This window comes from Alsobacter sp. SYSU BS001988, assembly GCF_054796215.1.
Genome location: NZ_JBTAMK010000010.1, coordinates 50,768 through 66,980, shown reverse-complemented (window position 1 = coordinate 66,980; position 16,213 = coordinate 50,768). Strand labels below are relative to the sequence as shown.

Below are 16,213 nucleotides of genomic sequence, written 5' to 3'. Positions count from 1 at the left end.
CCAGCCAGGACCACGACCATGAGAATCGCTTGTCCTCACTGCGGCTCGCGGGATGCGCAGGAGTTCACCTACCGGGGCGACGCCGCGCCGCGCCGCCCAGCCGCCGACGCGCCCGCCGAGGCGATGTTCGACTACGTCTATCTCAGGGACAACCCGGCCGGCCCGCTGCGCGAGCTCTGGCGCCACAGCGCCGGCTGCCACGCCTGGCTGGCGGTGACGCGCGACACCCGCACGCACGCCATCTTGGACGTCGCGGCGGCCCGGCCCGCCCGCAAGGGAGCCGCGGCATGATCCATCAGCCGCACCGGGCGCCGCAGGGCGGTTCGATCGACCGCAGCCAGACCTTCGCCTTCCGCTTCGACGGGCGCGACTACGCCGGCCATGCGGGCGACACGCTGGCCTCCGCGCTGCTGGCCAACGGCGTCCGGCTTATGGGGCGATCGTTCAAGTATCACCGGCCGCGGGGCGTCCTGTCGGCCGGTCCCGAGGAGCCCAACGCCCTCGTGGAGCTGCGGACGGGCTCCCGGCGGGAGCCGAACACCCGCGCCACCACGGCCGAGCTCTTCGACGGGCTGGAGGCGCGCAGCCAGAACCGCTGGCCCTCGCTCGCCTTCGACCTGATGGCCGTGAACGGCCTCGCCGGACCGCTGTTCGGCGCCGGCTTCTACTACAAGACCTTCATGTGGCCGGCGAGCTTCTGGGAGAAGGTCTACGAGCCTCTCATCCGCAGGGCCGCGGGCCTCGGCCGGGCGGCCGGGGCCGAGGATCCCGACCATTACGAGAAGGCCTTCGCGTTCTGCGACGTGCTGGTGATCGGCGCTGGCCCGGCGGGCCTCGCCGCCGCGCTCGCGGCGGGCCGCTCGGGCGCGCGGGTGATCCTGTGCGAGCAGGACTTCGAGCTGGGCGGCCGGCTCCTGTCCGACAGGCGCGTGATCGACGGTCGTCCGGCCGGCGACTGGGCGCGGGACGTCGTCGCCGAGCTGGACAGCCTGCCCGGCGTCTCGATCATGCGGCGGACCACCGTCTACGGCGCCTTCGACCACGGGATCTTCGGGGCCGTCGAGCGCGTGGCCGACCACCTGCCGACCCCGCCTCCGTTTCAGCCGCGGCAGCGCGCCTGGCGCATCGTCGCCAGGCGGAGCGTCCTGGCGGCGGGCGCCATCGAGCGGCCGGTGGTCTTCGCCGGCAACGACACGCCGGGCGTCATGCTGGCGGGTTCGGTGCGCAGCTACGTCAACCGGTTCGCCGCCCTTCCGGGACGCGAGGCGGTGGTGTTCGCCACCAACGACGAGGCCTGGTCGACGGCCCGCGATCTCGCGGCCTCCGGCGTCCGCGTGGCGGCGATCGTGGACCCCCGGCCCGAGACGGCGCCCGAGCTCGCGGCGCTGGCGCGCGAAACCGGGGCCGCGCTCCACGCCGGCGCGATGGTCAGCGCCGCCTCGGGCGGCCGCGCGCTCCGCAGGGTCGCCGTGAGGGACGCGCAGGGCCGCGAGCAGTCGGTCGCCTGCGATCTCCTGGCCGTGTCCAACGGCTGGAACCCGGCCCTGCACCTCACCTCGCACCAGAACAACAAGCCCGTCTGGGATCCGGCGATCGAGGCCTTCGTCCCGGACGCCCTGCCGCCGGGCATGAGCGTCGCCGGCGCCGCCGCGGGGCGTTTCGCTCTGGGCGACATCCTGGCCGCCGGCGCGCGTCTCGGGGCCGAGGCGGTCTCGGCCTGCGGCTTCGCGGCCGCGGCGGTCAAGCCGTGGGAGGCCGATCCGGAGCCGGTTGCGTCGGCCGCGCGATGGCGCGTCGCGGGCGGCAAGGGCAAGGCCTTCGTCGACCTCCAGAACGACGTCACGGACGCCGACATCGCGCTCTCCGCCCGGGAGGGCTATCGCTCCGTCGAGCACCTGAAGCGCTACACCACGCTCGGCATGGCGACCGACCAGGGCAAGACCTCGAACCTGCCCGGCCTCGCCCTCATGGCCGAGCAGACGGGCCGCTCCATCGCCGAGACCGGGACCACGATCTTCCGGCCGCCCTATACGCCGGTGGCGATCGGCGCCCTGGCGGGCCATCACCGCGGCCGGGACTTCCGCCCGATCCGCCTGAGCCCCACCCATGCCTGGTCGCAGCAGCAGGGCGCGGTCTTCGTCGAGTCCGGCATGTGGATGCGGGCGCAGTACTACCCGCGGCCGGGCGAAGCGGACTGGCTCGAAACCGTGAACCGCGAAGTCCTCGCGGTGCGCGGCGGAGTCGGGATCTGCGACGTCTCCACGCTGGGCAAGATCGACGTGCAGGGCGCCGACGCGGCGGAGTTCCTGGAGCGGGTCTACGTCAACCACTGGACGTCGCTGCCCGTCGGCAAGGCGCGCTATGGCGTCATGCTGCGCGAGGACGGCTTCGTGATGGACGACGGGACCACCTCCCGCCTGGGCGAGAGCCGTTATCTCCTCACCACCACCACCGCCAACGCCGCCGGCGTGATGCAGCATCTCGAATTCTGCCGCGAGGTGCTGTGGCCGGAGCTCGACGTCCGGCTCGTCTCCGTGTCGGAGCAATGGGCCCAGATGGCCGTCGCGGGCCCGAAATCGCGCGAGTTGCTGCGCGCCGTGGTCGACGGCGCCCATGACATCTCGAACGAGGCGATGCCCTATCTGGCCGCCCGCGAGGTCACGGTCGGGGGCGGAATTCCGGCGCGCCTGTTCCGGATCTCCTTCTCGGGCGAGCTCGCCTACGAGATCGCGGTTCCGGCCGACTATGGCCACGCGCTCGCGACCGCCCTGACCGAGGCCGGCCGGCCGCTCGGCGTCACGCCCTATGGGCTGGAGGCCATGGGGGTGATGCGAATCGAGAAGGGCCACGCGGCCGGCGGCGAGCTCAACGGCCAGACCACCGCCCGCGACCTCGGGCTCAAGCGCATGATGTCGAGCAAGAAGGACTATGTCGGGCGCGTGATGGCCGGCCGCGAGGCGCTCGTCGCTCCGGACAGGCCGATCCTGGTCGGTCTGAAGCCCGTCGACGCGAGCCAGCGGCTGCGGGCCGGCGCGCATTTCATCGGGGTCGGCGAGCCGGCCACGATGGCGAACGACCAGGGCCACGTGACCTCCGTGGCCTTCTCGCCCCATCTCGGCTGCTGGATCGGCCTCGGCCTCCTCGCCGACGGGGAGAGCCGCATCGGCGGGCGCATGCGGGCCTACGACCCCGTCCGCAACGGCGACGTGGAAGTCGAGATCTGCAGCCCTGTCTTCTTCGATCCGGAAGGAACCCGCCTCCATGGTTGAGATGGCTTTGGCGCGTTGGACCCGGCGCAGTCCCTGGGCGGACGTCGTCGCCCCTGGCCGCCTCGGCCCAGGCGGCGCGCCCGGCGTGACCATCGAGGCCCTGCAGGGCCTCGGCCTCGCCATGCTGATCGTCGCCGACGAGGGCCGCCCGGCTCTGGCCGGGGCGATCGCCGAGCGGCTCGGGATCGCTCTGCCGGAAACGCCGCTCATCCGCCGCGCGGGCGCGTTCGCGGCCGCCTGGGCCGGTCCGGACCGCTGGATGCTCGTGGCCGACGATCGCGACGCGCTCCGGTCAGCTTGCGCGGAGCTGGACGCGCTGGCCGCCGTGTCGGAGCAGAGCGACGGATGGGCGGCGCTGCGCGTGTCCGGACCGGCCGTTCGACGCGCGCTGGCCAAGGGTTTCATGATCGACCTGCATGCCTCCGCCTTCGGCGACGGCGCCGTCGCGTTGACGGCCGTCGCCCACATCAATGTGGCGATCTGGCGCGAAGCGGAGGCCTTCACGATCCTGGTCCCGCGCAGCATGGCGGGGAGCTTCTGGTCCTGGCTGTCGGCCTCGGCCGCGGAGTTCGGCTGCGACGTCCGGGGCTGAACCCTCGGCGAACCGGCGTCGGTTTCGCCGCCGCCCATGTCGCAATCCGGCCGCCCGCCGCCGCGCGCGGCGGGAACAATACCCGCCGACGCCGCATGCGAGACCCCGATGACCGAGACCTCCTACGACCCCAAATCCGTGGCCGGGAAGCCCTGGGTCGCCGCCGAGCACGCCCAGCTTCTCGTCGTCGGAGGCGGACGAGCGGGGCTGACGGCGGCCATCGCGGCGGCGCGGGGCGGCCTGTCGGTCGTGCTCGTGGACGAGAACCCCGTCTCGGCCGCCGGCATGGGCGACGAGGTTCCGCTTCATTACGGGCAGGGCATGACGGCCGCGGTCCGCAACGCCAACGCCATGATGGAGGCCTTCGTCGCCTCGGAGCCCCTGATCGAGGAGGCGTTCGAAGCCGGGGTCGACGTCCGGCTGCGGACGGCCTGCTGGGGCCTCTACGGCAAGGGGCCTGGCGCCGCGTGGCTGCCCGACAGCATCGCCGGGCTCAGCGACCCCGAGCGGGCGTGGCTCATGAGCGCCGAGCATGTGATCGTCGCCGCGGGCCGGCGCGACATGGGGCTCGCCTTCCCGGGCTGGGAGAAGCCCGGCGTCATGGGCGCGACCGCCGCGGTGGCGCTGGCGCGCCGCTATGGGGCGCTCGCGCCTCGCAAGGTCGTGGTGCTCGGATCGACCGCCGACGCTCTCCAGGCGGCCCTCGCGCTGCGGGACGCCGGAGTGGCCGTGGCCGCCGTCGTCGAGCAGGCCGCCGCGCCGGTGGGACCCGCGGACCTCGTGGAGGCCCTGCGGGAGGGCGGGACCGAGATCCTGCTCCGGCGCGTCGTCCGGGAGGCCGTCGGCGAGAGCGTCGAGGCCGTGCTCGTGGCGCAAGTCGATGCTGCGGGCAGGAGCGTCGGACCCGAGGCGCGCATCGCCTGCGACGGGGTCGTGCTCGCGGTCGGCTCCACGCCGGTGATCGACCTGCTCGACGCGCTCGGCTGCCGCACGGCGTTCCAGCCGGAGCGGGGCGGCTACGCTCCCGTCGTCGACGCCGACCAGCGCACCTCGCTGGCCAACGTCTTCGCGGTGGGAGACTGCGCCGGGATCTGGCCGTCGAAGACCGCGGACCAGTCGATCGCCGACGGCGAGGCCCGCCGTGCGGTCGCAGCCATCCTCGCCGCCCGGGGAGCGCCTGCGGGCGCCGCCGGGACGCCGGCCGAGCCCGATGCTCCCGCCTATGACCTGTCCGCCTATCGGCTCGACTGGGTGCGGGCGAGCGTCATCGAGGCCAGGGCCGAGGTGCATGTCTGCCAGTGCGAGGAGGTGACGGCGCGCGAGCTCATCGAGGTTCGTCCGCCGCGCTACCTGGACTGGACGGCGGAGCGCCGCAACGACCGCTCGCTGGCGGCGCTGCTGGGGGAGGGGCCTCCTCATCCCGACCAGGTGAAGCGCCTGACCCGCGCCGGCATGGGGCCCTGCCAGGGCCGCCGCTGCCGCGAGCAGGTCGCCGCGCTGCTCGCCCTGAGCGGAGCCGCGCCGCTTTCGGCCGTGCCGCTGGCGAGCTATCGCGCGCCTGTCCGGCCGATCCCGCTCTCCCTGGCGGGTCAGCTCCCGGAGCCGCCCGAGCAGGCCGAGCACTGGGACACGTGGTTCGGCATGCACGCCCAGTACGTGCCGTTCTGGGAGGTTCCGGAGCGCTACACGGCGGCGACAGGGCGGGGATCCGGCCCCGTGGCCAGCGAGTGAGGGGCGCGATGAACGATCCGCAAGGCGCGTCCGTGGTCATCATCGGCGGCGGCGTCACCGGCCTCAGCGCCGGCTGGTGGCTGGCCCGCGAGGGCGTGGACGTCCTGGTGATCGACAAGGGCATGGTGGGCTGGGAGGCCTCCGGCCGGAACGGCGGAGGGTGCTCGCACCATTTCTCGCCCTTGTTCGCCGAGGAACAGCGCCTCTGGCCGATGATGGACGACCTGCTCGGCTATCCCACCGAGTTCCGCCCGCACCGGATCCGGCTCGCCGGCTCGGCCGAGCAGATGGAGCTCTATGGCCGCGCGGTGCGCAACGCGGCGCGCCAGGGCTTCGCGTCGGAAGAGCTGGACCGCCAGCAGATCCGCGAGCTCGTCCCGCTGGCGGGCGACACCATGGTGGGCGGCTACCTGTATCGCTTCGGCGGCCACGCCAATCCGCACCGCACGCTGCAGGGATACGCCTGGGCGATGCAGGACCACGGAGGCCGCGTCCTGCAGCATTGCAACGTGAGCGGTTTCGATCTCGCCGGCGGGCGGGTCAAGGCCGTGCTGACGGAGCGCGGCCCGATCGCCTGCGATCATGTCGTGATCGCGGCGGGGCCATCAACGGGCCGGCTCTCCGCCATGCTCGGACAGGACGTCCCGATGGTCGCCGCCCGGGCCGAAATGATCGTCACCGAGGCCCTGCCGCTGATGCCCTACGGCGGGGTGGACGGCAACGGCCTCTATGGCCGGCAGACCCTGCGCGGCAACCTCGCCTATGGGGGCGGACCGCATGAATGGCTGGAGACTCCCGCCGACGGCGCGCCCGCCAAGCCGAGCACGCCGCTGATGGGCCATATCGGCCGGCGCCTGGCCGAGTTGCTGCCCAAGGCCGCGCATGCGCGCATCATCCGCTCCTGGGCCGGCGTGATCGAGAACACGCCGGATGGACGGCCGGTGATCGACCGGCTCTCGACCGTGGCGAACGCCACCGTCGCGACCTTGTCCAGCATCGGCTTCGGACTGTCGCCCGCCAGCGGGCGGGCGATCCGCGATTTCGTGGTCGACGGCGCCTGCGGCTTTGCGGATCTCTCCACCCTCAGGCTGGCGCGCTTCGCCGAGCTGGAGCCCAACTGGCGCGACTTGCAGGGCTGGAGGGCGAAGGCGGCCGAGGAGTCCGAAGCCGCCTGATCCTGGTCATCCGAGCGGTTCGGCGAGCAGGTCCATCAATCCGGCCGGACCATCGCTGTCGCCAAGCTCGCCGATCGCCGTCGCGATCATGGCGCGCCGGTCTGCGGCGAGGCCGCCGGCGAGCGCCTCGTATTTGGCCAGAACCTCCCCGTCCGAGAGCGGCGCGTCGGGATCGCCCCGGGCGGGCGTCAGGGCGCTCGCATGGCTCGCCCCGCTCTTGAGCGTGATGCTCACGCGGGCGAGACGCCGGGCCGGGAAGGCGGCCGAGCAGGTCGGGTCCTCGCGCAGGATGATCCGCTCCAGCATGGCCAGGATCGCGGGGTCGCGAAGGCCGTCGTCGCTGATCTCGGCCGCGCCCAGCCGGCCGCGCGCCAGGAAGGCGGCCAGCGGGAACCCGAGCGCATATTGCGCCGCCTCTGTCGTGGTCGGCCGCGCGCAGCCGAGCCGCACGGCTTCGGCGAAGCTCTCCACCTCGACGGCCTCGATGTCGTCCGGGCCAAGCCCGTGCGTAGAGACGAGCGCGGCGGCCGCCTCGACGGCGGGCTGCGCCCAGCGGCAGACCGGGTAGGGCTTGAAATACTGCTCCGTGATCCGCCAGCGCGAGCCGAGATCGGCCCAGAGATCGGCCTGGTCGCCGGCCTCCAGCGTCATCGCGGGCGCGCCCGTGAAGCCGTCCCGCGCCAGATAGGCGGCCGAGACGCCGGCCAGCGCGCCCCAGCCGGAGCCGTCCTTCACCATGGTCGGATGGTCGATGCAGCGCATCATCTGGCTGCGCGGGCCATGATATTCCGCAACGCCGAGCGCGTGGCGGGTGGCCTCGCCGCAGAGACCGAGCAGGCGCGCGCTCACGGCCGCGCAGGCGACGCCGTTCCAGGCGCCGGAGGTGTGGTAGTCCGCCACGCTGCGATGGAGCGCGATCCCGGCGCGGATGGCCAGCTCGTAGCCGACCACGAGACCCGTGAGGATCTCGCCGCCGGCGAGGCCCTCCTTGCGCTCCGCGTCCGCCACGGCGAGCAGCGCCGGCAGGATGGCGACGCCCGCATGGCCCTTGGTCAGCGCGTGGCCGTCATGGGCGTCGAAGGAGTCGATGGTCGACGCGCCCGCGAAGGCCGCGCCCGCCGGGCTGGCGCGCCGGCCGTCGAAGAGGAGGCGGGCGCCGCCGCCTTCGCCGGCGCCGAGATTGCGCACGGCGAATTTATGCGCGATGCCCGACAACGCCGTGGACCTGCCGCTCGCCGCGACGCCGACCAGATCCAGCAGGCAACGCCGCGCCTGATGGACGACCCCGGCCGGGAGATCGCCAAACCGCAGCTCGTGAATGAAGGCGATGGGAAGCATCGGCGCCCCGCTGGTCGTCCGGGAGCCCCGATGGCGGGGCTCCCGCGCAGTTCAGATGAGCGACTGGGACTTCAGGAACCCGGAAGCGACTTCCTCGATCGACTTCTTGTCCACGTCCACGGAAGCGTTGAGTCGGGCCATGGTGGCGTCGTCCAGCTTGGCCGAGAGCGCGTTGAGGATCTCGGCGAGCTTCGGGTTCTTGTCCAGCGTCTCCTTCCGGACGACCGGCGTCATCGCGTAGGTCGGGAAGTAGCCCTTGTCGTCGGTGAGGATCACGAAGTTGAAGGCCGGCACGCGGCCATCCGTCGCGAACACGAGGCCGACGTCGACCTGGGAGTCTCGAAGCGCCTGGTAGACGAGGCCGGTGTCCATCCGCACCACGTTCTCGCGGCCGAACTCGAAGCCGTAGGCGGTCTGCAGGGGACCGAGGCCGTCCGGTCGGGCGTAGAACTCGGCGTTGCAGCCGAACTTCGCGGTCATGCCGCCCTTCAGCTTGGCGGCGAGGTCCGACAGCGTCTTCAAGCCCTTGGCCTCGGCGTCGGGCTTGCGCATCGCCAGAGCGTAGGTGTTGTTCGCCTTGGACGGGTTCAGCCAGACGAGGCCCTTGGCGGCGTCGAGCTCCTTGACCTTGGCGTAGGTCGCCGCCGCGTCGAGCTTGTCGGTCACCTTGTTGAAGGTGATCAGCGAGGTGCCGGTGTACTCCCAGTAGAGGTCGACCTGGCCGGCCTCCTGCGCCTGCCTGAGCGGCGCGGTGCCGAGCCCGGCCCGCTTATCGACCGTGAAGCCCTTGGCCTTGAGCAGCTGCGTCGTCATCTCGGCCATGATCTGCTGCTCGGTGAAGTTCTTGCCGCCGACCACGAGCGTCTGGGCGCCCGCCGCCAGGGGCAGGGCCGTCATCGCGAGGGCGGCTGCGGTGAGTGCAAGGAAGTGGCGTTTCAGCATGGTCGTTCCCCTTCTTCGTAGTTGCGCCGCTCATCGCAGCGGATTGACGCCCCGCGGAACCAGCCAGAACTGCGCCTGGCCAATGGCGAAATCGACGGCCACGGCCAGGAGCGCGGTCGGGATCGCGCCGGCCAGCAGCATGGTGGGCTCCATCAGGTCGATGCCGGTGAAGATCAGTTCGCCGAGACCGCCGCCGCCGATCAGGAAGGCGAGCGGCACCGTGCCGATGTTGATCGCCATGGCGGTGCGCACGCCGGCCAGGATGACGAAGACCGCGTTGGGCAGCTCGACCCTTGTCAGGATCTGCCGCGGCTTCATTCCCATGCCCCGCGCGGCCTCGATCAGGTGCGACGGCACCGAGCGCAGGCCCGCCACCGTGTTCAGCACGATCGGCAGCAGCGTCAGCACGAACAGCGCGAAGATGGCGGGCGGCGCCCCGATGCCGAGAAACGACATCGCGATGGCGATCAGCGCCAGCGTCGGGATGGTGGTGCCCAGGTTGATCACCTGGGTCACGGCGTCCGCATAGGCGGCGAAGCGAGGCCGGCTGAGCGCGATCCCGATCGGCAGTCCGACCAGGATGGCGAGCGCGCCGGAGATCCCGGCCAGCGCGAGGTGGCCGCGGATGAGATACTGCACGTCCCCGCCATAGCGCAGCAGCGAGGGCAGGTATCCGCGCGCCTGGAGCCAGGCGCCCAACGCGAACACCGCCAGGATCAGCAGGAACCGGAGCGCGCTTCTGAGCCCGGCCTGCGTCATCTCAGCGGTCCTTGTAGGCGGCGCCGAGCGCCTGGGAGACGCCGCGCTGGGTGATGTAGCCCTTGTAGAACCCGTCGTCGTCCACGCAGGCGAGCCAGGTGACCCCGTGCGTGAACATGTCCGAGACGGCGACGCGCAGGTCGCTTTTCACGTTCACCACGCCAGGCAGCGGCTCTTGCCGCTCCGCGACCGTGCCCTTGAGCCCGCGGGCGGCCTCGATCCGGACCACGCCGCGGGCGCGGCCGCGCGGGCCGACCATGACGATCGACCCGTGGCCATGCTCCTCCATCAGGCGCACGGCGGTGTCGAGCGTATCCTCGGCGCGGACGCGGGGCGGGTCCGCCATCATGGCGTCCGCCACTTTCAGCAGGCGCAGGCGCTTGAGGGTGCGGTCCGTTCCGACGAACTCGGCCACGAAGGCGTCCACCGGCCGCGCCAGGATGGTGTCGGGCGTGTCGTACTGAATGAGCCTGCCGTCCCGGAAAATGGCGATCCGCGTGGCCATCTTCACGGCTTCGTCGATGTCGTGGCTGACGAACACGACGGTCTTCTTCAGCTCCGCCTGGAGCTTCATGAACTCGTCCTGGATCACCTCGCGGTTGATGGGATCGATGGCCCCGAAGGGCTCGTCCATCAGCAGCACCGGCGGGTCGGCCGCCAGCGCCCGCGCCACGCCGATCCGCTGCTGCTGCCCGCCCGAGAGCTGCTTCGGGTAGCGCTTCAGGAACAGGCCGGGATCGAGGTTGACGAGTTCGAGCAGGTAGGCCGCCCGCGCCCGGGCCTTCGCCCGAGGCCAGCCCAGCAGGTCGGGGACGACGCAGATATTGTCCTCGACCGTCATGTTCGGGAACAGGCCGATCTGCTGGATCACGTAGCCGATGGAGCGGCGCAGCGTGACCTCGTCCACGCTGGCGGCGTCCTTCCCGTCGATGAAGATCCGGCCGGCGCTCGGCGCGATCAACCGGTTGATCATCTTCATCGTCGTGGTCTTGCCGCATCCCGAGGGCCCGAGCAGCACGCAGACCTCGCCGGCCGGCACCTCCATGTCGACGCGGTCGACCGCCACCACGGAGCCGAAATGCTTGGAGACCTGGTCGAGGCGGATCATCGGAGCCTCAAGCCGGGCGAGGTGAGCAGGCGCTGCGCGCCCAGAAGGGCGAAGTCGGCGATGATCGCCAGCAGGCTGACGGACAGCGCGCCCGTGAGCAGCTGGCGCGGGTCGGTTTGCGAGATGCCGCGCGAGATGAAGGTGCCGAGCCCGCCGGCGCCGATATAGGTCGCGATGGCGCCGATCGCGATGTTGAGCACCACGGCGTTGCGCACGCCGTTGATGATCACCGGCAATGCGAGCGGCAGCTCGACCCGGCGCAGCCGCTGCAGGGTGGTCATGCCCATGCCCCGGGACGCCTCCCGCAGGGCCGGATCGACGTTCATGATGGCCGTGTAGGTGTTCCGGATGATCGGCAGCTGCGCATAGAGGATCAGGGCGATCACGGCGGGCAGGTAGCCGATGCCCTGGCCGATCAGCGACAGGATCGGGATGAGCACGCCAAACAGCGCGATGGACGGGATCGTCATGATGATCGCCGCCGCATAGAGCACCCGGTCCGCGGCGGTCTTGCTCTGCGTGATCAGGATGCCGATGGGCACGCCGGTCGCGATCGCGACGCTGACGGATACGCCCACGAGCGACACGTGTTCGAGCATGCGCTGCCCGATGACCGGCAGGTTCGCCATGATGAAGGCGAAGGTGTCCAAGCGCCGCTCCTCACTCCTGCGGATGTCGAGCCGCACTTTGGAGCATCAGGCGCCCCCCGAGGTCGCGAAGGCCCGGGAAGCGACACGTACCATCACGTTATCGACTCGCCTCGAGCGTCGGCCGGGGCGCGTCCTCCCGTCCGCCGCGGACGCGCACCCCGGACGGCCGCACCCCGTGCAGGCGCTTGAACCAGTAGGCGAAATGCGACGTCGACGTGAAGCCGGTCGCGATGGCGACCTCGAGGATCGGACAGTCGGAATAGAGCAGCAGCTCGCGGGCGCGGTCGACCCGCAGGGCGAGGTAGTAGCGGGCCGGCGTGACGTCGAGATAGCGCAGGAAGAGCCGCTCCAGCTGGCGCGCAGACATGCCGACGCGTTCGGCGATGGCGGCGATCGAGAGCGTGTCCTCGATGGCGCCTTGCATGAGATGGACCGCCGAGCGCACCGGCCGCGGCAGGTTGGCCAACCGCTCGAGCCGTCCCCCGCTCTGGTTGTCGCGCGCGTCGCGGATGCGCTCGTGGTGGAACTGGTTGGCCACCCGCCGGGCGAGGTCGCCGCCATGCCGCTCGGCGATGAGGTGCAGCATCATGTCCATGGCGGCCACGCCGCCCGAGCAGGTGAGGCGGTCCCGATCGATCTCGAAGAGCTTGTCCGTGCAGGTCAGCTCGGGGAACTCCTCCTGGAAGGCCGGCCGGTTCTCCCAGTGGATCGTGCAGCGGTAGCCGTCCAGCAGCCCGGCCCGCGCCAGCAGATAGGTGCCCGTGGAGAGCGAGCCGACGGCGATCTTCGCCCTGACCGCCTGCCGCAGGACATTGAGGTAGCGCCGCTCGTCCACGGACTGGATGCGCAGGCCGCCGCACACGAAGAGGAAGTCCGCCCCGGCGAGCGCCTCGTCCACCGGGACGGTCGCCAGGGGAATGCCGTTCGACGCCTCGACCGGCGCCCCGTCGAGGCTGGCCAGGCGCCAGCTCCATGCGTCGCGGCCGATCAGGCGGTTCAACGACCGCAACGGCTCGACGCCGCTCGCCAGGCTCATCATCGAGACGCCCTCGACGAGCAGGAAGACCACCGTGTGGCGCGATGCGCCGGGCGCCTCCCCCCGGTCCAGGGATCGTCCTCCCGGGCTCGCCCGCCCTGACGCAGTCATCCCGGCGTGAGCCTTCCGGCGCCGGAGCGCGCGGCGCGCCCCGTCATCGCCAGGCAGCCGGCTGCGCTTGTCCGCCCTTCCAACACCAGGTCACCTCGTCCAGGCCGGTCTCGGCCGGCAGGCCGCTCCGGCGTCATCAAGCCACGATCGACAGCGTTGTGAAAGGCTTATCGCGAGCCGGCGCGCCTCGGGGCGCGGTCTACTCAGCTTTCGTCGACGACGCCGTTGCGCAGCACGCCGAGCCGGTCGAGCTCCACCTCGACCACGTCGCCGGGCTTCAGCCAGACCGGCGGCGTGCGCCTCGACCCCACCCCGCCGGGCGTTCCGGTGACGATCACGTCGCCGGGCTCCAGCCGCGTGAAGGTCGAGCAATAGGCGATCTGGGTCGGAATATCGAAGATCATCTGGTCGATCGCCGCGTCCTGGACGACCTCTCCATTGAGGCGCGTGCGCAGCCGCAGCGCGCCGAGCGCGCCGAGTTCGTCCGGCGTCATCATCCAGGGACCGAAGGCGCCCGTCCCGGGGAAGTTCTTGCCCGGCGTGAACTGGTGCGTGTGGCGCTGGAAGTCGCGCACGCTCCCCTCATTGTAGAGCGAGTAGCCCGCGATGTGGTCCCACGCGTCCTCCCGGGCGACATGGCGGCCCGGCTTGCCGATGATCACGGCCAGTTCGCCCTCGTAGTCGAGCTGGGTGGAGACCTTCGGCCGGACGATGTCGGCGAGGTGCGCCGTCTGGCTGTTGGCGAAGCGCCCGAACACCGTCGGTTTCTCGACCACGTCGCGGCCGGTCTCCTGGCGGTGCGTCTCGTAGTTCAGCCCGATGCACAGGATCTTGTCGGGGTTGGGAATGACCGGAAGCCACTCGATCGCCGACAGCGGGGCGCGCGCGCCCTGCGCCGCCCGCGCCGGGGCCTGGGAGAGGAGCCCAGCCGCGATCGCGGTTTTCAGGTCCGGCGCCTGCGCCCCGAACACGGCGCCGAGGTCGACGACGTCGTCGCCGTCGACGAGGCCCCAGCTGGCCTTGCCGCCGGTTTTAAAGCTGATGAATCTCACGGTCTGCGAACTCCGGTGCGTCGCGGGCTTGGTCGGGCGTCCCGCCGGACGTCAAAGATAGTTCGCCGCGGCCTCCGCCTCAAAGCGCCCTGGCGGACCTTCCCATGCGATTCGGGCGTGGTCGAGCACGTAGACCCGGTCGGCGTGCGGCAGCGCGAAGGTCACGTTCTGCTCGCCCAGCAGCACCGAGATCGAGGTCGTGGCGCGCAGGCGCTCGAGAGCCTTCGACAGGGTCTCCAGGATCACGGGCGCCAGCCCCAGCGTCGGCTCGTCCAGGATGAGCAGCTTGGGCTTCATCATCAGCGCCCGGGCGATCGCCAGCATCTGCTGCTCGCCGCCGCTCAGGGTCCGGGCGATCTGGGTCTGGCGGCTGCGCAGGATGGGGAAGAGATCGAACAGCCATTCCAGCCTCTCCGACCTCTCCTGGCCGCCCAACAGATGGCCCCCGAGGTCGAGGTTCTCCCGCACGCTCATGTCGCCGAAGAGTTCGCGCGTCTCCGGGCATTGCACGACGCCCAGCCGGGCGATCGCGGCGGCGCTGAGGTCCCGCAACGGGGCGCCCGCCCAGCGGATCGCTCCCGAATAGGGCGTCAGTCCCGAGATGGCGTTGAACAGGGTGGTCTTGCCGGCCCCGTTCAGGCCGACCACGGAGACGAACTCGCCCTCGTGGACGTGCAGGGACACGCCCTGGAGGGCCTGCGCCTTGCCGTAGACGACCTCCACGTTCTCGACCTGCAGGGCCGCGTCCACATCCTTGAAGCTGGATTCCGGCCGGGCCACCGTGGTGAGCGCGCCCCCCAGATAGACCCGCCGGACGGTGGGATCGGCCATCACCTGCGCGGCGCTGCCCTCGGCGATCCATTCGCCGAGATACATCGCCAGCACGCGGTCCACGAGGGCCGCCACGCTCTTGACGTTGTGGTCGACCAGCAGCACCGCCCGGCCTTCCGTCCGGAACTCCCGGATGAGTTCGGAGAACTGGCCGACCTCGGACGCCGTCAGGCCCGCGAAGGGCTCGTCCACCAGCACGAGCTTGGGATGGCGCGCGATGGCCTTGGCGAGCTCCAGCCGGCGCAAATCCGCGAAGGCGAGCGTCGGCGGCCGGCGCTCCATCACAGGGCCGAGCCCGACGCGCTCGGCGATCGCCCGGGCCTTGCCGTCGACCTCCGGGTCGGCGAAGAGCCGGATCAGGCTGTCGGGCAGCAGCGCGACCTTGATGTTCTCCAGCACCGTCTGCCGGTTGAGCGGGCGCGAGTGCTGGAAGACGAGGCCGACGCCCCTGCGGGCGACCTTGTGGGACGGCAGGCCGCTGATCTGCGCGCCGTCGAGCGTGATGCGCCCCGACGTGGGCTTCTCGACCCCCATGATCATCTTCATGGCGGTCGACTTGCCCGATCCGTTGGGGCCGATGAGGCCGAGGATCTCGCCGGGGCGGATCGAGAAGCTCAGGTCCTTGACGGCGACGAGCCCGCCATACCGCTTGGTGATCCCGCTGACTTCGAGCATCGGTTGCGCGCTCATCCGCGGGCCTCTCCCCGCAGCATGCCGAGAAAGCCGTTCGGGAAGAACAGGATGACCAGCAGGGCGACGCCCGACACGATCGGCGTCGCGAGTTCGCCGAGCGGCCTGAGGAGTTCGCCCATGGCGATGAGGAAGACCGCCCCGATGGCGGCCCCGATCACGGTTCGTCGGCCGCCCAGCACCGCCGCGATGATGACCTGCACGCCGACAGCCACGTCCACGAAGGTGCCGACCGAGGCCGTGCCCATGTAGAAGACCATCAGCGCGCCGGCGAGGCCGGAGAAGAAGGCGCTGACGATGAAGGCGGCGAGCTTGTGCTTGGCGACGTTAAAGCCGAGCGCGCCGGCCTGGACGGCGTCCTGGCCGCTCGCCTGCAGGATCAGCCCGATGGACGAGCGCGACAGGCCGAACAGGATGGCGCCGCTCACCGCCATGAAGCCGAAGGCGATCCAGTAGTTCGTCTTCGCGTCGATGGAGATGACGTCCGGCACCGAGAGCCCGATCTCGCCGCCGGTGAGGTCGGCGAAGACGACGATGAAGTTCTGCAGCATCAGCACCGCGACCAGCGTGGTCAGGCCGAAATAGGGTCCGCTGACCCGCAGCGCCGGCAAGGCCAGCGCCACGCCGCCGATCACGGCCGCGCCCGCGCCGGCCAGGATGCAGAGCCAGATCGACAGCCCGGGCGAGAACTGGGTGTCGAGGATCCCGGCCGTGTAGGCCCCGAGCCCGATGAGGAAGGTCGGGCCGAAATTGACCTCCCCGGCGAACCCGAACAGGAGATCCCACGACATCGCGAAGACGGCCGTGAAATAGGCCACCGTCAGCAGGCCGAGCACGTAGCCGGACGCGTAGAGCGGCAGCGCCGATGCGACCGCCAGGACCACGAGGCCGATCCAGAACAGGCGGGACGTCGCCAGCGAACGCATCAC

At 71.2% G+C, this 16,213-nt stretch carries 14 protein-coding genes; 5 read left to right on the top strand and 9 right to left on the bottom strand.

The genetic code is table 11. From position 1 onward, the window contains the following. Positions 1-18 precede the first annotated feature (18 nt). The 5 genes from ACYVO7_RS17645 to ACYVO7_RS17625 all read left to right on the top strand — a co-directional run bounded on the left by ACYVO7_RS17645 (position 19) and on the right by ACYVO7_RS17625 (position 6,767). Positions 19-291, top strand: a complete 273-nt coding sequence (locus tag ACYVO7_RS17645; protein ID WP_460451120.1) for a sarcosine oxidase subunit delta — start codon at positions 19-21, stop codon at positions 289-291. Continuing rightward, positions 288-3,269, top strand: a complete 2,982-nt coding sequence (locus ACYVO7_RS17640) for a sarcosine oxidase subunit alpha family protein (RefSeq protein ID WP_460451119.1) — start codon at positions 288-290, stop codon at positions 3,267-3,269. The genes ACYVO7_RS17645 and ACYVO7_RS17640 overlap by 4 nt, the downstream gene beginning before the upstream one ends. After that, positions 3,262-3,861, top strand: coding sequence for a sarcosine oxidase subunit gamma (locus ACYVO7_RS17635; RefSeq protein WP_460451118.1), 600 nt, complete (start codon positions 3,262-3,264; stop codon positions 3,859-3,861). The genes ACYVO7_RS17640 and ACYVO7_RS17635 overlap by 8 nt, the downstream gene beginning before the upstream one ends. Positions 3,862-3,969: 108 nt before the next feature. Continuing rightward, positions 3,970-5,592, top strand: a complete 1,623-nt coding sequence (locus tag ACYVO7_RS17630; protein WP_460451117.1) for an FAD-dependent oxidoreductase — start codon at positions 3,970-3,972, stop codon at positions 5,590-5,592. A gap of 8 nt (positions 5,593-5,600) precedes the next feature. Next, positions 5,601-6,767, top strand: coding sequence for an NAD(P)/FAD-dependent oxidoreductase (locus tag ACYVO7_RS17625; RefSeq protein WP_460451116.1), 1,167 nt, complete (start codon positions 5,601-5,603; stop codon positions 6,765-6,767). A 6-nt stretch (positions 6,768-6,773) separates the two neighbouring features. Here ACYVO7_RS17625 and ACYVO7_RS17620 read toward each other — a convergent pair whose 3' ends face one another. From ACYVO7_RS17620 to ACYVO7_RS17580, 9 genes are all read right to left on the bottom strand, one after another. Beyond that, positions 6,774-8,105 carry an MmgE/PrpD family protein gene (locus ACYVO7_RS17620; RefSeq protein WP_460451115.1) on the bottom strand — a complete coding sequence of 444 codons (1,332 nt, stop codon included), beginning with the start codon at positions 8,103-8,105 and terminating at the stop codon, positions 6,774-6,776. Between the two features lie 51 nt (positions 8,106-8,156). Beyond that, the gene (locus ACYVO7_RS17615; RefSeq protein ID WP_460451114.1) at positions 8,157-9,047 is read right to left on the bottom strand and encodes a glycine betaine ABC transporter substrate-binding protein; all 891 of its coding nucleotides are present in this window, start codon (positions 9,045-9,047) and stop codon (positions 8,157-8,159) included. 30 nt (positions 9,048-9,077) lie between these two features. Continuing rightward, entirely contained in the window at positions 9,078-9,806 is a 729-nt protein-coding gene (locus tag ACYVO7_RS17610) for an ABC transporter permease (protein WP_460451113.1), read from the bottom strand. Position 9,807: 1 nt separating this feature from the next. After that, the gene (locus ACYVO7_RS17605) at positions 9,808-10,914 is read right to left on the bottom strand and encodes an ABC transporter ATP-binding protein (protein ID WP_460451112.1); all 1,107 of its coding nucleotides are present in this window, start codon (positions 10,912-10,914) and stop codon (positions 9,808-9,810) included. Continuing rightward, a complete protein-coding gene (locus ACYVO7_RS17600; protein WP_460451111.1) occupies positions 10,911-11,564 on the bottom strand; it encodes an ABC transporter permease in 654 nt (217 codons plus the stop codon). The genes ACYVO7_RS17605 and ACYVO7_RS17600 overlap by 4 nt, the downstream gene beginning before the upstream one ends. 97 nt (positions 11,565-11,661) lie before the next feature. Beyond that, positions 11,662-12,711 carry a GlxA family transcriptional regulator gene (locus ACYVO7_RS17595; protein WP_460451110.1) on the bottom strand — a complete coding sequence of 350 codons (1,050 nt, stop codon included), beginning with the start codon at positions 12,709-12,711 and terminating at the stop codon, positions 11,662-11,664. Between the two features lie 203 nt (positions 12,712-12,914). Continuing rightward, positions 12,915-13,763: a fumarylacetoacetate hydrolase family protein gene (locus tag ACYVO7_RS17590; protein ID WP_460451109.1), complete on the bottom strand. Its 849-nt coding sequence runs from the start codon at positions 13,761-13,763 to the stop codon at positions 12,915-12,917. Between the two features lie 51 nt (positions 13,764-13,814). Next, positions 13,815-15,284: an ATP-binding cassette domain-containing protein gene (locus ACYVO7_RS17585; protein WP_460451108.1), complete on the bottom strand. Its 1,470-nt coding sequence runs from the start codon at positions 15,282-15,284 to the stop codon at positions 13,815-13,817. After that, complete coding sequence (locus tag ACYVO7_RS17580) at positions 15,281-16,210, bottom strand: branched-chain amino acid ABC transporter permease (protein ID WP_460451205.1); 930 nt, start codon at positions 16,208-16,210, stop codon at positions 15,281-15,283. Before ACYVO7_RS17580 ends, ACYVO7_RS17585 begins: the two co-directional genes overlap by 4 nt. Between the last annotated feature and the right edge of the window lie 3 nt (positions 16,211-16,213).

Bases quoted from the DNA above. Each gene is read 5' to 3' on its own strand.
- ACYVO7_RS17630 (WP_460451117.1), top strand. From the start codon at position 3,970: ATGACCGAGACCTCCTACGACCCCAAATCCGTGGCCGGGAAGCCCTGG.
- ACYVO7_RS17635 (WP_460451118.1), top strand. From the start codon at position 3,262: ATGGTTGAGATGGCTTTGGCGCGTTGGACCCGGCGCAGTCCCTGGGCG.
- ACYVO7_RS17580 (WP_460451205.1), bottom strand. From the start codon at position 16,210: ATGCGTTCGCTGGCGACGTCCCGCCTGTTCTGGATCGGCCTCGTGGTC.
- ACYVO7_RS17595 (WP_460451110.1), bottom strand. From the start codon at position 12,711: ATGACTGCGTCAGGGCGGGCGAGCCCGGGAGGACGATCCCTGGACCGG.
- ACYVO7_RS17605 (WP_460451112.1), bottom strand. From the start codon at position 10,914: ATGATCCGCCTCGACCAGGTCTCCAAGCATTTCGGCTCCGTGGTGGCG.
- ACYVO7_RS17620 (WP_460451115.1), bottom strand. From the start codon at position 8,105: ATGCTTCCCATCGCCTTCATTCACGAGCTGCGGTTTGGCGATCTCCCG.
- ACYVO7_RS17610 (WP_460451113.1), bottom strand. From the start codon at position 9,806: ATGACGCAGGCCGGGCTCAGAAGCGCGCTCCGGTTCCTGCTGATCCTG.
- ACYVO7_RS17625 (WP_460451116.1), top strand. From the start codon at position 5,601: ATGAACGATCCGCAAGGCGCGTCCGTGGTCATCATCGGCGGCGGCGTC.
- ACYVO7_RS17585 (WP_460451108.1), bottom strand. From the start codon at position 15,284: ATGAGCGCGCAACCGATGCTCGAAGTCAGCGGGATCACCAAGCGGTAT.
- ACYVO7_RS17645 (WP_460451120.1), top strand. From the start codon at position 19: ATGAGAATCGCTTGTCCTCACTGCGGCTCGCGGGATGCGCAGGAGTTC.
- ACYVO7_RS17615 (WP_460451114.1), bottom strand. From the start codon at position 9,047: ATGCTGAAACGCCACTTCCTTGCACTCACCGCAGCCGCCCTCGCGATG.
- ACYVO7_RS17640 (WP_460451119.1), top strand. From the start codon at position 288: ATGATCCATCAGCCGCACCGGGCGCCGCAGGGCGGTTCGATCGACCGC.